Raw genomic sequence first — 14088 nt, forward strand, 5'->3', positions numbered from 1 at the left:
CCTTTCATTGTTTATTCTTGTCGAGACAGTGGTAATACAGTCTATGTGGCCGAAACAAGCTACTAAAATTAGCGGATAAAGGGGTTCTTATTCATGACGAAAACAATTCTTACTTCACGTGCAACTGCAGTAGGGGGACGCGATGGAAAGGTCGCCTCTGACGATAACGTAATTAATTTAGATCTTGTCATGCCAGGTACGAAAGGCAAAGAAGATATTCCTACTTCAAATCCAGAACAATTATTCGCAGCAGGATACGCTGCATGCTTTGACGGGGCATTCAACCTGATGGCTCGCCAAGATAAAAAACGTGTTGAGACACGTACGAATTCTGAAGTCAGCTTACTTGAAGACGAAGAAGCAGGCGGCGTCAAAATTGCTGCTAAACTTGTTGTCGAAGTAGTTGGCGTAACAGAAGAAGAAGCACAGGACTTGCTGGAAAAAACGCATCAGTTCTGCCCGTATTCAAAAGCAACACGCGGCAACATCGATGTGGATTTGTCAGTAAAAGTCGTGGATTCTTTAGACAACTAAAATTTTATCCTCGTTGAAGGAGGGGAAGCAGATGGCTCCAAAAGAAACGGAACGACCAAACGAACAGTTTGAAGACGAACGAAAACGTTTGACGGACAAGGAACGTGAGCTTTCACCCGAACAACAGGAAGAAGTATTAAAAGGAAAAGACGAGATGCCGGACGATCCGGTTTCACCGCGAGACCGGGGAATGGACAAGTAACAAAAACTTTAATTTGGGGGATGAGCAACAATGGGTAAAAAAGTAGCAGTCGTGCTTGCTGATCATTTTGAAGATGTCGAGTTTACAGGTCCTGTCGATGCGTTAAAAGAAGCTGGTCATGAAGTAACAGTCATCGGAACAGAAAAAGGTGCAGAACTCGTCGGGAAACAAGAAGAAGCAAAAGTAACAGTCGATGTAACGATTGATGAAACATCTTCTTCAGACTTTGACGCACTATTGATTCCAGGCGGTTTTTCTCCGGACTTACTCCGTGAAGACGATCGTTTCGTCACATTTACGGAAGAGTTTGATACATCTAAAAAGCCAATCTTCTCAATCTGTCACGGTCCACAATTGATGATTAACGCGAAAATCGTCAAGGGACGCAAAATGACAGGATATAAATCGATTCGAATCGATTTAGAGAATGCGGGAGTGTCGTATGAAGACAAGGAAGTAGTCGTCGATGACAACTTCGTGTCGAGCCGTCAACCGGATGATATTCCGGCATTTAATCGCGAAATGCTAGCTAAATTAGGATAACTGCTTAAAGTGAAAATGAGCGCCCGCTGACTTCGATCAGCGGACGCTCATTTTTTAGTTTTCCGGATAATCACAAAGTTCCGTAATGACCCCATGCGAATGACGGGGGTCCATATAGATTAATCGTCGGCCGAGCGGAGTTTGACGGTAGGTGTCCTCTAAAAATGTAATTCCCCGTTGTTTTGCTTCCAAAATGGCTTGGTCCAAATCATCAACACGATAGGCAATATGATGAACGCCTTTTCCCCGTTGTTTTAAAAAGCGGGCAATCGGACTTTCCGGACTTGTCGGAGTCAACAATTCAATATGCGCATCTTCAAATTCAATGACAGCAATATTAGACGCAACCCCCGGTGTCGGATTGCTGTACTCACGAATTAACGTTCCTCCTAAAACGGTCGTATAAAACGTAATCGCTTCCTGCATATCCCGAACAGCGATGCCGGTATGATCTAAATACATAACAGTTCCTCCTTTACTTCGATAGTCATAGTGTGTCAAACTCTTTTCCAACACGCAATGAAGAAGATCCGGTTGGGGTGTCTGGATAGGAGCGAAAAGAGAACTTATCCAAAATGACATCTCACTGAAATATAATACAAGGAAAATGAATGCTATAATCAAAAACGTTCTTATAATTTTTAAAAAGTATTACTAAATTTAAATATCATCATTCGATTACTTATATAAACTACACAGAAAAAGAGGGAATACTACATGAAAAAAACGTTCGCGTCGCTCATCGTTTCGGCACTTATTCTTTCATCGACTTCTCACTTCGTAGCAGCAGATGACTTAAGTGAACAAAAAGCTAAAAACGAACAGAAGCAACAAGAAAATGCCAAAACACAAAAAAACTTAGAATCGTCCGTTAATCAAGAAGGACAAAAAATTTCCAAGACTCAGCAAGAAGTTAACCGCTTGGACGAAGCATTAAACGAAAAAATGTTTGCAGTTGAAACAAAAGACCGTCAGATCAAAGCAACTGAAGCAGAAATCGTTGAACTTGGAAAGCAGATCGAAAAGTACAAAGCGAAATTAAAACGCCAAGAAAAACTGCTTGGTGACCGTCTTCGTGTCATGCAAGAAAATGATGGGAACTCCATTAAATGGGAAGAAGTCATTTTTGGATCAAAAGATGTCGGGGATCTGGTCAGCCGCGTTTTAGCGGGGAAATCCATCTCACAACAAGATGATAAAATGATTACCGATTATCAAAACACACAAAAAAAATTAGCAGCTGCTCAACAAGAATTAAAAGATAAAAAAGCAAAACTTGTGACGGAGAAACAAGAGTTGAAACGTCAACAAGCGGAACTTGAGCAACAGCTCAAAGAACGTAACAAACGCTTAAAAGAACTCCGGAAACAGAAAAAGAAATTTGAAACTCAGTTGATGGATGCAAAAGAAGTACAACAAATTTTGATCGCGCAAGAGCAAGCAATTGCAGCTGAAAAAGCAGCTCGCGAACGTGAAGCACGAATCGAAAAAGAGCGTCAAGCGCAAGCGGCACGTGAAGCAAAAGCACGTGCAGAAGCACAGGCAGCACAAGCAGCAGCTGAACAACAGGCGGCAGAAGCAGCCGCTGCTAAAGCAGCAGCCAAAGCGGAACAAAAATCGTCAACACCTGCTACGTCGACGAAACAATCTACGCCATCTGTGACTGTGCCGAAAGCAGCACCGGCACCAACACCGGAACCGGCAGCACCAACACCTGCTCCATCATCTTCTTCTATGTTTATTCACCCGACAAGTGGATCAATCACACAAGGATATGGTTCAGCAAGCGGTTCGAACGGTTATTCTTTCCACAATGGAATTGATTTCGGAGCGCCGGTCGGTACGCCGATTGTTGCAGCAGCAACAGGAACGGTTATCACTGCATCAAGTGGTGGTCCGTACGGTAATCATGTCATGATCGCACACCAATTAAATGGAAAAACATATACAACGGTTTACGCGCATATGAGTTCATTAAATGCACATGCTGGACAACGTGTCAGTCAAGGACAACAAATCGGTGCCCTTGGCAGCACAGGGAATTCAACAGGCCCGCACTTACACTTTGAAATTCATGTAGGTGGTTACAGCTACAGTGCTTCAGGACCGGCGAATTCTGTAAATCCAATGTCGATGTTATAATTACGGAAAAAGCGATTGCTATGGCAATCGCTTTTTTTTGTGTGTCTTGATCAAAATGAAAAATGTTATATTACAAAAAAACGCTTTCACTTGAAACATAAATGAAATTTTACTGAAACTATTACGATGCTATAATCAATCTCAGACATAAATACTTTGAATTAACTACTTTTCAAATAAGAAATCATACATAAGTGAGGAAATGAGACATGTTAAAAAAATTGTTGTCAACGGTATTGTTAGGAGTGTTGCTCGTATCAACTGCGCCGACTTCTGGTCATGCTGCAACGATTAAAGAAAAGAAATCTCAAAATGCGACAGAACAGCGTCGATTGGAAAAAGCCATTAAAAATCAAGAAGCCAAAATATCGGCGGAACAACGCGAAATCAATAAAATTGATGCAGCGATTAATGAAAATATTTTCCGGATTTCCGAAAAAAATAAGCAGATTAAACAACTAAACCTTCAGATTGAAGATCTGGAAGCGGAAATCGTCCGCTATGAAATCATGCTCACACGTCAAGAAGAGTTGCTCGGAGACCGGTTACGTGTACTTCAAGAAAACGACGGTAATTCGATCAAATGGGAAGAAGTCATTTTTGGTTCGAAAGACCTGGGGGATTTATTCAGCCGTGTCATGGCCGGTAAAAAAATCGCCGAACAAGATGATAAAATGATTTCTGCTTATTTGGAAACACAGGAAAAGCTGGCGGAAATGAAAAAGAACCTCATCACTAAAAAAGAAGAGCGTGTTCAAGAAAAAAAATCATTGCTCATTCAAAAGAAACAATTAAAACAACAGATGAAAGAACGGAGCGCAACCCTGAAAAAATTACGTAAAGGGAAGACGAAGTTTACGACAAAACTGTTGAGTGCCAAAGAATTACAGGCGACTTTAGAAGCTCAAGAAAGAGCGATTGCGGCAGCAAAAGCAGCAGCGAAAGCCGCCGCAGAAAAAGCGGCGGCCGAAAAGGCAGCAGCGGAAAAAGCAGCAAAAGCAGCAAAAGAAGCAGCAAAATCAAAGCCTGAATCAAGTGAATCAACGGTTGTTCCGACTCCTGTCAGCAGTGGACCGACCGGATCGGCGAAGTTTGTTCGTCCGGCTTCGGGTGGTGTCTCACAAGGATTCGGACCGGCCAGTGGAGCGAACGGTTATACTTTCCATAACGGTGTCGATTTCAGCGGACCTGTCGGATCGCCAATTCGTGCGGCGGCTTCCGGAACAGTCATTACGGCCGGAAGCGGCGGACCTTACGGGAATCACGTCATGATTTCCCATTTCCTTGACGGTCAAGTGTATACAACGGTGTACGGTCATATGAATTCGTTATCGGTTTCAGCAGGTCAAACGGTCACTCAAGGTCAAACGCTTGGTACTCTTGGGAGTACGGGTAATTCGACAGGACCGCATTTGCACTTTGAACTGCATATTGGTGGATATCAATATAGCGCGTCAGGACCTGCTAACACGGTTAACCCACTTGGATACTTGTAAAAACGAGCTTCGGCTCGTTTTTTTGATGGTGCTGTGATACAGTGAAAAAGAATTTAAATTACGAGCAACTAGGGGAGCTGGAGGAGTCCGGCTGAGAGGAAAACCACTCTGTTTTCGACCCTGTCACCTGAACTGGATAATACCAGCGTAGGAAAGTTGAGATCGAAGACATGAGTACTTTAGCCGGTCAACCTGGTTATTCATGGCGTCGTCTGCTTTTTTACAGCGGACGGCGCTTTTTGTTGTCCGTTTTCTCCTTATTTGCTCACAGGAAAGTGAGGAATTGGAATGAAACACGTATTGACAATCGCCGGATCCGACTCCGGAGGCGGAGCGGGGATTCAGGCAGATTTAAAAACATTTTCAGCACTCGGCGTATATGGAATGAGTGTCATCACGGCGATCACGGCACAAAATACACTGGGTGTTCAAGCGGTTGAAGACGTATCTCCCGAGCTTGTGGAAGCGCAGTTAACCTCGATTTTTTCAGATATCCGTGTCGATGCCGTCAAGATCGGAATGGTTTCTAATCAGGATACGATTCAAGTGATTGCCCGACAACTGGAAAAGTATTCTCTGCCGATTGTTCTTGACCCCGTCATGGTCGCAAAAGGCGGCCATGCTTTGTTACAACCGAATGCGGAACAGGCATTGCTTGAACAGCTGTTACCACTTGCGACTCTTGTGACACCGAATATTCCTGAAATCGAGCGGATGATCGGCGGAACGGTCCACTCACTTGCGGATATGAAGCAAGCAGCGGTAAAGCTGACTGAACGTCGGGCAGGAGCTGTGTTGCTCAAGGGCGGGCATTTGGAAGGACAAGACGCCACTGATCTTTTATATACGGACGAACGATATGTCGTCTTTGAACAAGAACGGATAGCGTCCCGCCATACGCATGGGACAGGCTGTACGTTGTCCGCTGCCATCGCCGGCAATCTGGCTCTTGGTCATTCACTGGAAGACAGCATCCGTTATGCGAAACGTTATGTGACCGAAGCGATTCGTCACGGTTTTGCTCTTGGACACGGAATTGGACCGACACATCATTTTCATGAACTTTGGAGGGATACACATGTTACGACGCATCCATGATAAAAAACCGTTGATTCATCATTTAACGAATACTGTCACGATCAATGATTGTGCCAATATGACACTTGCGCTTGGGGGATCTCCTGTCATGGCAGAGGACCTGCTCGAAGTCGAAGAGATGGTTGGTCTTGCAGACGCCGTCGTGATTAATACAGGAACCATCAATCCGGACATGCGCAAAGCACAGCTTTTAGCAGGAAAAACAGCTAACCGACTGGGGAAACCGGTCATTTTGGATCCGGTGGGCGCGGGAGCCACGACATTAAGAACGGATTTTATGAAACAACTGATGGAGGAGATCACCTTTACGGTCATCAAAGGAAACGCTTCGGAAATCAAGACGTTGCTCGGACAGGCCGCTCGAACGAAAGGGGTCGATGTAGCGGAAGGGGAATCACTCGATCTTCAAAGTGTTCACGCCTTCGCTTCCCAGACGAAACAAGTCATCGTCGTCACCGGACCGGTTGATTTTGTGACGGATGGAGTCCGTCAACATCATCTGGATGTCGGGACAAAACGACTCGGTCAAGTGACAGGAACAGGATGTATGACCGCTTCCTTAATTGCGACGTTTCTGGGAGCAGGATACGGTCGTTTCGACGCAGCTGTATTTGGGACGTACGCCATGGGAAAAGCAGGGGAAACGGCCGGAAATCGTCCTGGTATCGGCAGTTTTCGGACCGGATTGTTTGATGCGGTCAGTCTGATGACAGAGGAAAGTTTGCCGGAGGTGCAGATGAATGGACAGTGAATACTTGATTTATGCAGTGACGGATAGACGTCTGCACCCGCATCTTCCCTTGGAGGATGCTGTCGAAGCAACGATTAAGGGCGGTGCAACGATTGTTCAATTACGGGAAAAAGAGATGTCGGGTAAGAATTTTCTCGAATCAGCCGTTGTACTGAAGGATCTGACTGCCAGTTATAATATTCCGTTGATTATCAATGACCGGATCGATATCGCTTTATTAGTCGAAGCGGGCCTGCATATCGGTCAAGATGATATTCCTTTAACGGAAGCACGTCGATTGTTACCGACGGCGACGATCGGTGTTTCCGTTTCAACGGTCGAACAGGCTGTGGCAGCAGAACAGGACGGTGCAGATTATTTAGGAGTCGGGTCACTTTTTCCGACGGCGACGAAACAAGATGCGACATTCATGTCACGTGTGACATTAGAGCAAATCAGGAAAGCCGTTCGCATCCCGTTAGTAGGCATCGGTGGAATTAGTGAAACAAATGTATCGTTACTTGATTCTCTCGTAGATGGATATGCCGTGGTGTCCGCTTTGTTTGCCAATCCGGAAATTGAACGAACGACGAAAAAGTTTAAACAGACCGTCGAACAAGTGCGTCAGAGCGTTTCAGACAGGGTATAATCCTTCTAGAGGTGATGGTCGTGAAATGGCAGTCTGTTCGATTTCGAGGACGATGGATTCGATATAAAATCGAACCGCAAATCATTCGAGTCGAAAATCGCGGGAAATATCATTTAGGGGCAGCTCTATTTCCTTTCCCGAATCGTTATTCCTATCAACTGGCGGTCTTATTAAAGAATAAATACCAGCAACAGTATAAACGTTCCTTACTCATTCAAACGAGTTCCATCGCAACGGAAATCTGGGGACACACACATCTGGACATTTTTTACCGGATGCTGCTGCCGCTTCCGTTACCCCGTTTTTTACGGGAACGTTACCAGGAGCGTTTGAAAAGTACAGGTGTGATTGATATCGGTGTACGTGCCGTCGATTCCAATCGTATCGTATGGGATATCGGAAATTTTTTGGGCGGTTGGTTCTTTTATGCCGTCTCAAGACGAAACCGTGACAAATGAACAGGTCTGCTTTCCGCTTTGGATGAACGGGAAGCAGACCTGTTTTGTTTTTCGATATTCAGTTACCGGATTTAAAGGAGTCAGTCGTTGGAGTCTTGGAGTGATTTCCTTGCAATTCATTTGAAACGATGGTGGAATTAAAGGGAAAGAGGTGATGACTGTGGATGCACCACGTTGTGAAACGATTGCGATTGATCAGGTACGTGCGCAAGAGATTGAGCAAGTCGTCGATACGATTCCGACGACAGATATCGGAAAGTTATTCAAAGTCCTGTCAGATGCCACGCGTCTGCGGATTGCTTACGCCTTAACGGTAGAAGAGGAACTTTGCGTCTGTGATGTCTCGGCTTCGGTAGATTGCTCGATTGCAACAGCTTCTCACCATCTCCGCACCTTGCTGAAACAAGGTTTGGTGAAATATAGAAAAGAAGGTAAGGTCGTCTACTACTCGTTGGACGATCACCATATCTCATCGCTCGTCCATCTGGCCATGGAGCATGTAAACGAGGGGAAAGCGTCCTCATAAGTCTGCTCCATCACAAAAACAAACACGCATCGTTCTTACGGACGGTACGTGTTTGTTTTGTTTTCGAGAATTGGTTTGGACCGGTGAAATAAAATAATGGTCGTTGCGATTAACAAAAAAGCTAAAATGGATAAGCTGAAGCACATCCGTTTATATTCTGCCGTCATTTCAGTAGTCAATTCCAGTTTTTGCTCCAGATCACGATATAATTTGTCTTTGATCTGCGACAGATCTTCAAGAATTGTTTGAGTCGTTTGAGTCGTTTGTTTCGCCAACTTTTTCGCACGTTGCGGATGATCTGTTTCGTAGACGGTAAACACCTCTTGAATCTCTTCTTCCCACGTATTGTTGCGTGACAATAAATCTTTTACTGCCCCGGGGGTCTGATTGGAGGAATTCAGTAATCGCCGTAAATCATGAACTTTAGAGGTGGAAAAATAGTATTGTTCGATGTAACGATCATCTTCGTATAATAGCAGTCCCCGAACAGCATTCGCCCGGTCGCGATTATGCTCTATCAGTTGGTCCACTTGTTTAATCATTGGAATGTCCTGTGTATGCATCTCTGCCGTCAGCTTCGAAATCGTACGATACCCGCTGAGAGCGTAGAGGAGGGGGATCGAGGCAAACAGGCTGACGACTAGAATAAGGATGATGCGGTGACGCCATAATTGATTCATACAATCCGTCCTTTTTTTACAAAACGTAATGTCATTAGCTTAACCACTATTTCCCAAAAAGTGAAGGATTCTTCAGAAAAATGTGGAACATTTTCTTTGGATTTGCGTATTATACACAAAAAAACCGCTACAACGAGTGTAGCGGCGACAGAATTAAGGCTATTAAAAAGAATAGGAATGCTCTTTATAGTTACCGAAGACCGTGTGAATTTCAGAAAATGTAACAAAGGCATTTGATTCGACGGAGGAAACAATTTCCTGAAGCTTAAGAATTTCATTGTTCTGAACAACGACATAGACCATCTTTTTCGTTCGTTTCGAATATCCGCCGCGGGCATCGAGAATCGTTACACCGCGCCCAAGTTCTTTTGTAATGACATCATTGATTTCATCGGCTTTTTCACAAATGATGATACATTGTTTAGAAGCAGAGTAAAAACTGTATACTGTCTGAAGTGCTTTTGCTCGAACGAAACTCATGATTAAAGCATACATGACATGTTTTAAATCAAACACGAACCAGACAAGTACATAGATGACTAAATCCTGCATTAAAAAAATACGCGGAAGCGGCCAATTGTGGAAGCGGGTATAAAAGAACTTTCCAAGAATATCAAGACCGCCAGTCGAGGCGCCGCCAAAGAAGATTAAAGCCATTGCCAAACCGGAGACAAGTCCGGCAAAAATGGAAGCGACCAGTGGATCATTTAAAGATTCCGGAACGATTTGAGTCGGAATCCAGTCAATCAGGAATGATGAAGCCAAGACGATGAGACCGGATAAAAACATAAAACGTTTTCTCAAAAAACGAAATCCTAGTAAAAAAAGTGGAATATTCAAGACCAGTTGTGTCAAGCCGATTGGCGTGTGGAATAATTCCTGAACAATAAGTGTGATTCCCATGATTCCGCCGGATCCGATATCATTCGGCGATAAGAGAAGACTGATGTACAACGAGTACAGCAACGTCCCGATCAAGAGGAAACCGATTTTCTCTGTACGTTTTTTCTTTGCGGGCTGTTTAGTTTTCATGTTGATTGATGAGTAATCTCATGCTCCTCCTCCATAAAGTATCTGCCTGCAAGAGTACGCTGATATGAGGATTAATTCAACCCCTGTTTTGAAAAAAGAACAATCAAACCATCTGTTTTTCAGAAAGGAGACCATTTTTTTGAAAAAAATCATACTGGTCATTCTCTGCATTGGACTCGGATTATCGGCAGGATCATGGTTTGTTCTGAATTTACAGCAGCCACCGGAAGAAGAGCGTTTTAAGGATGGTCAGGTGATTGCGCGTCATGTCGGGATATCGGTTTCCAATACGGCTGCGATTGAAGAGCTAGTTAAGCAGTTGCCATTTTCCGAAGCGTTGACTGCTGTATCGATAGAGGGGACGTCCGTGAAGATGACATACGAACCGGCCGGAAAAGAACAGGCGGACTGGACAGGCAGTAATGAAAAGACAATCCGGTCTGCTGGCACTTCTTTTCTCGAGAGCCGATTATCCAAGCTGATCATGCATCATACATTAGCACTTTTTTTAAGTGTCTCTGATTTATCTGAACTTCAAATCCGTTACACCGACACAGTTTCTGACGTCACGTTTGAGACGGACCGACAACGGATTGAAGACTATACACCGCGGGATATTGAACGGGCTACTTCTTCCGCAACCAGATTTAACCGCGTCGTTGTCGAAGACTATGTACTGGTCGAATCCAGACGGTCGGTATTCTTTAAAAAATTCGAGGATGCGTTGCAAATCCTTCCTTCAAACTAGTTGTATTCACCAAGAAAAGGCACTTTTCACAAACTTGACACAATGGTATCGTTTACATCCTGCTCTTTTAATAAAACGTTAAATAGTGTCTATTTATGACTTGAACATCTTATAAGATGGAAGTATGATAATAAATGAACAGACATTGTGAAGTGTTGAACAAAAGAAAGCGGGGTTTCTACAATGAATGAAGTAGAAGCATTAGAAGGGTTAAGAAAAAAAGCTGTCAAATCGACACAAATGCTACGGATGCGTCCGCTGGAATATTTGGTTCGAGCGATGTTAGCTGGAGTATTCATTGGTTTTGCCATCATATTTACACTCAAAGCAATCAACGGTTTATATTTAAATGAATCACCGGTTACGACGCTTGTCGGTGGATTGACATTCGGTGTCGCACTCGTCTTGATCGTCTACGGCGGAGCAGAATTGTTTACCGGAAACACCATGTATTTCACGACGTCGACCATGCGTGGTTTTACTTCGAAAATGGATACATTGAAAGTATGGACACTATGTTTTATCGGAAACGGTCTTGGTGGACTTGCCTTCGCCTTACTCTTTTCACAGACAGGAATTATCCAGGAGCTCGGAATGGAGAACTGGTTGTTTGCTGTTTCCGAAACGAAAATTCATCATACGACATGGGAGATCTTCACACGAGCCATCTTCTGTAACTGGATGGTCTGTCTAGCGATTTTCATTCCGAAAAATATGAAAAACGAACTGGCACAAATCATGATGATGATGATTTTAGTTGCTGTGTTCTTTGCCTCCGGTTTTGATCACGTCATTGCCAACATGGCCTTGTTCTCACTGGCTTTAGTCGTTCCGCATCCGGAAGCGATTTCCTTTGCCGGTGCGATCCATAACCTGGTTCCGGCACTGCTTGGAAACATCATCGGCGGAGCATTGTTCATGGGGATGGTTTACACATGGCTTAATAAATCAAAGCTGGAAGTAGAACAGTCAAACGAACAGGCAGCGACAATCAACATCGCTTCCAAACAAAAAGCTTAAAAATCGTTAAGGACGTCGTTATAAAAACAAAAAAGAAGGATTCGATGAAATTGATATGCTCCCCAAAAAGTAGACAGTTGAAATAACAAAAACTGTCCACTTTTTGAAGGGAGCTATTTCTATGTCTAAATCTAAGTTTTCGCCGGATGAAAAATTACGGATCATTAGGATGTGTGAGGATAGAATGGACTCGATAAAATCGATTGCCTCGCTCTTCGAGCTTTCAGTCACGACCTTGAATAGATGGAGAGCAAAATATCGTACATACGGCTCCTCGTCACTCCGTGATCGAACAGAATGGACAGGTTATCCAGAAGAACTAAAAATGGAGGCTGTACGCGCAGTTCTGACTCAAGAGGAATCGCTCACTAGCGCTACAGTACGGTTTAATATTTCGAGTTTAAGCGTACTTGCAAGATGGATTCGGAAGTATACTAGTCATAATACTCAAGGGAAACCATTGAAGGAGCGATCCATTATGACTAAAGGTAGAACCACTACGTTTGAAGAGCGTGTCCAGGCAGTTATGGACTGTATACAAAATGGGAAAGACTATCAAAACATCATGAAGACCCATCGGGTCTCCTATCAACAAATCTATAGCTGGGTAAGGAAGTTCGAGAAGGACGGAATGGACGCACTGATGGATCGTCGCGGACGTCAGAAGCCGGTAGCAGAATTGACGGATACAGAGCGTTTTGCGTTGGAACTGAAACGACTAGAGAAAGAAAATGAACGACTACGCATGGAGAACGATTTCCTAAAAAAGTTAGAGGAGATCGAGAGGAGGTCACGTTAAGTCAAATTCGTCTTCAAGATAAATATGAAGCCATTCAATCATCGGTAGAGCAATTCGGTTATCCGATCATCGCCCTATGTCATCTAGCGGATGTCTCGCGTGCTGCCTACTACAAGTGGTTGCGTCGTATAGGTATACCGAAAGCACATGAGGCTGAGAACATGAAAATCATCGAAGAGATGAACCAGATCCACCTTTCGGTGAAAGGAATATATGGCTATCGACGAATGAAATTGAACTTGAAACGTCGTTTCGGAAGAAACGTTAATGCGAAGCGTGTCCGGCGCCTGATGCACATCGCGAGTATTCATTGTGTCATACGCCGGAAACGTCCTTCGTACATTCGTAATCGTCCTCAACAGATTGCCGAAAACATTCTGAACCGTGATTTCAACGCGGCAGGACCGAATCAAAAATGGGTGACGGATGTCACGGAATTGAAGTACGGTTCCTCTCAGAAGGCGTATTTGAGCGCCATCTTGGACCTATATGACGGCTCCATCCGTGCCTTCGTTCTAGGGCACTCTAACAATAATCAGCTCGTGTTTGATACATTCGAACTCGCCCTGCAGGGCGCATCCGGAAGTCGTCCCTTGCTTCATAGTGATCGAGGGTTTCAATATACTTCACATGCGTTTCGACACATGACACGCGTGGCAGGCATTACACAAAGTATGTCTTGGGTTGGTAAATGTATTGATAACGGTCCGATGGAATCATTTTGGGACGCCTTGAAATGCGAAAGTTATTACCTACATAAGTTTGCGGAGTTCGACGAACTCCAGCTTGCGATTCAGAAGTATATTCACTTCTACAATGAAGAACGGTACCAACAACGATTAAACGGCTTGGCTCCATTAGAATACAGAGTTCAAGCCGTTTAAGAGATTTTTATTATTTATCCTGTCTACTTGACGGGGAGCAGTTCAAAAAAAAATCGGATCCTTCTTTTTTGATGTGTGTCATTATTCGAGATGTTGAAAACGATCGACATCTGCTGCTAGTTCTTCATAAATGGCTTCGACGATTTGAGCATCATCGAACAGGCCTAAAATATTTTCATCGGGCAGGGCATCAACCGGAGACGTGAAGTACAAAACGGCCGTCAATAAAAGTTGTTCCTGTTCTGGTTGCATTTCGAAACGTTTGTTGTACAAAGCACGTAACATCTCGAGCAACTGCTTGAGCTGGAAGTAAAGAACAAGTTCTGCTTCGCGTTCGACATCCGAGCCGTCCTCAGAGGCAAGATCTGTCGTCAATCGGGCTAATCCGAGTTCCCCTTGAATCAATAAGTCTTCTTGCGCTTTTGCATTTCCGACCGCGTTTAACGCTTGGCGGTGAAAATAGGTGTAAGCGGATTTAAAATCGCCTGGTGTAAATTCCATCATCAACACTCCTTCTGTATCTCTAGTTTCACCTTATTTCTTGCAA

The 14088-nt window shown here is 44.0% G+C and carries 17 protein-coding genes and 1 riboswitch; of the genes, 13 read left to right on the plus strand and 4 right to left on the minus strand.

The window, feature by feature from the left end; genetic code table 11:
- Window positions 1-93 precede the first annotated feature (93 nt).
- Genes EXIG_RS02920 through EXIG_RS02925 form a run of 3 tightly spaced genes read left to right on the plus strand, consistent with a single transcriptional unit; the run spans window position 94 to window position 1279 of the window.
- Complete coding sequence (locus tag EXIG_RS02920; RefSeq protein ID WP_012369439.1) at window positions 94-534, plus strand: Ohr family peroxiredoxin; 441 nt, start codon at window positions 94-96, stop codon at window positions 532-534.
- A 31-nt stretch (window positions 535-565) separates the two neighbouring features.
- Complete coding sequence (locus EXIG_RS15865) at window positions 566-736, plus strand: hypothetical protein (protein WP_012369440.1); 171 nt, start codon at window positions 566-568, stop codon at window positions 734-736.
- Window positions 737-766: 30 nt separating this feature from the next.
- Window positions 767-1279 carry a type 1 glutamine amidotransferase domain-containing protein gene (locus EXIG_RS02925; RefSeq protein WP_012369441.1) on the plus strand — a complete coding sequence of 171 codons (513 nt, stop codon included), beginning with the start codon at window positions 767-769 and terminating at the stop codon, window positions 1277-1279.
- A 54-nt stretch (window positions 1280-1333) separates the two neighbouring features.
- Here EXIG_RS02925 and EXIG_RS02930 read toward each other — a convergent pair whose 3' ends face one another.
- Complete coding sequence (locus tag EXIG_RS02930; protein WP_012369442.1) at window positions 1334-1741, minus strand: VOC family protein; 408 nt, start codon at window positions 1739-1741, stop codon at window positions 1334-1336.
- 255 nt (window positions 1742-1996) lie between these two features.
- Between EXIG_RS02930 and EXIG_RS02935 the strand changes: the two genes are divergently transcribed.
- The 7 genes from EXIG_RS02935 (at window position 1997) to EXIG_RS02965 (ending at window position 8378) form a co-directional block, all read left to right on the plus strand.
- Complete coding sequence (locus tag EXIG_RS02935) at window positions 1997-3421, plus strand: murein hydrolase activator EnvC family protein (RefSeq protein WP_012369443.1); 1425 nt, start codon at window positions 1997-1999, stop codon at window positions 3419-3421.
- A 209-nt stretch (window positions 3422-3630) separates the two neighbouring features.
- Entirely contained in the window at window positions 3631-4917 is a 1287-nt protein-coding gene (locus EXIG_RS02940) for a murein hydrolase activator EnvC family protein (RefSeq protein WP_012369444.1), read from the plus strand.
- A gap of 60 nt (window positions 4918-4977) precedes the next feature.
- Window positions 4978-5088, plus strand: a riboswitch (TPP riboswitch).
- Window positions 5089-5205: 117 nt separating this feature from the next.
- On the plus strand, window positions 5206-6015 hold the full coding sequence (gene thiD, locus EXIG_RS02945; protein ID WP_012369445.1) for a bifunctional hydroxymethylpyrimidine kinase/phosphomethylpyrimidine kinase: 810 nt from the start codon (window positions 5206-5208) through the stop codon (window positions 6013-6015).
- Window positions 5996-6766 carry a hydroxyethylthiazole kinase gene (thiM, locus tag EXIG_RS02950; RefSeq protein ID WP_012369446.1) on the plus strand — a complete coding sequence of 257 codons (771 nt, stop codon included), beginning with the start codon at window positions 5996-5998 and terminating at the stop codon, window positions 6764-6766. Before thiD ends, thiM begins: the two co-directional genes overlap by 20 nt.
- The gene (thiE, locus tag EXIG_RS02955; protein ID WP_012369447.1) at window positions 6756-7394 is read left to right on the plus strand and encodes a thiamine phosphate synthase; all 639 of its coding nucleotides are present in this window, start codon (window positions 6756-6758) and stop codon (window positions 7392-7394) included. Before thiM ends, thiE begins: the two co-directional genes overlap by 11 nt.
- A 14-nt stretch (window positions 7395-7408) precedes the next feature.
- The gene (locus EXIG_RS02960) at window positions 7409-7852 is read left to right on the plus strand and encodes a hypothetical protein (RefSeq protein WP_438940147.1); all 444 of its coding nucleotides are present in this window, start codon (window positions 7409-7411) and stop codon (window positions 7850-7852) included.
- 154 nt (window positions 7853-8006) lie between these two features.
- Entirely contained in the window at window positions 8007-8378 is a 372-nt protein-coding gene (locus tag EXIG_RS02965) for an ArsR/SmtB family transcription factor (RefSeq protein WP_041261463.1), read from the plus strand.
- 35 nt (window positions 8379-8413) lie between these two features.
- Here EXIG_RS02965 and EXIG_RS02970 read toward each other — a convergent pair whose 3' ends face one another.
- Together EXIG_RS02970 and EXIG_RS02975 are read right to left on the minus strand one after the other, a co-directional pair.
- Entirely contained in the window at window positions 8414-9058 is a 645-nt protein-coding gene (locus EXIG_RS02970) for a CHASE3 domain-containing protein (RefSeq protein ID WP_012369450.1), read from the minus strand.
- 162 nt (window positions 9059-9220) lie between these two features.
- Window positions 9221-10090 carry a YitT family protein gene (locus EXIG_RS02975; protein ID WP_012369451.1) on the minus strand — a complete coding sequence of 290 codons (870 nt, stop codon included), beginning with the start codon at window positions 10088-10090 and terminating at the stop codon, window positions 9221-9223.
- A gap of 139 nt (window positions 10091-10229) precedes the next feature.
- On the opposite strand from EXIG_RS02975, the gene EXIG_RS02980 reads away from it, so the two are divergent.
- From EXIG_RS02980 to EXIG_RS15675, 3 genes are all read left to right on the plus strand, one after another.
- Window positions 10230-10838, plus strand: a complete 609-nt coding sequence (locus tag EXIG_RS02980) for a hypothetical protein (RefSeq protein WP_012369452.1) — start codon at window positions 10230-10232, stop codon at window positions 10836-10838.
- Window positions 10839-11021: 183 nt separating this feature from the next.
- Window positions 11022-11858 (plus strand): formate/nitrite transporter family protein, encoded by an 837-nt coding sequence (locus EXIG_RS02985; RefSeq protein WP_012369453.1) that lies wholly within the window; start codon window positions 11022-11024, stop codon window positions 11856-11858.
- Between the two features lie 121 nt (window positions 11859-11979).
- A protein-coding gene (locus EXIG_RS15675; RefSeq protein ID WP_234944566.1) for an IS3 family transposase occupies window positions 11980-13541 on the plus strand; the annotation gives its coding sequence in 2 pieces (ribosomal slippage) (window positions 11980-12610 and window positions 12610-13541; 1563 coding nt in all).
- Between the two features lie 81 nt (window positions 13542-13622).
- Here the strand turns inward: EXIG_RS15675 and EXIG_RS03000 are convergent.
- Window positions 13623-14045 (minus strand): DUF1232 domain-containing protein, encoded by a 423-nt coding sequence (locus EXIG_RS03000; protein ID WP_012369455.1) that lies wholly within the window; start codon window positions 14043-14045, stop codon window positions 13623-13625.
- Window positions 14046-14088 lie beyond the last annotated feature (43 nt).

The sequence above is a fragment of the Exiguobacterium artemiae 255-15 genome (genome assembly GCF_000019905.1).
In the GTDB taxonomy this organism is placed as follows: Bacteria; Bacillota; Bacilli; order Exiguobacteriales; family Exiguobacteriaceae; genus Exiguobacterium_A; species Exiguobacterium_A artemiae.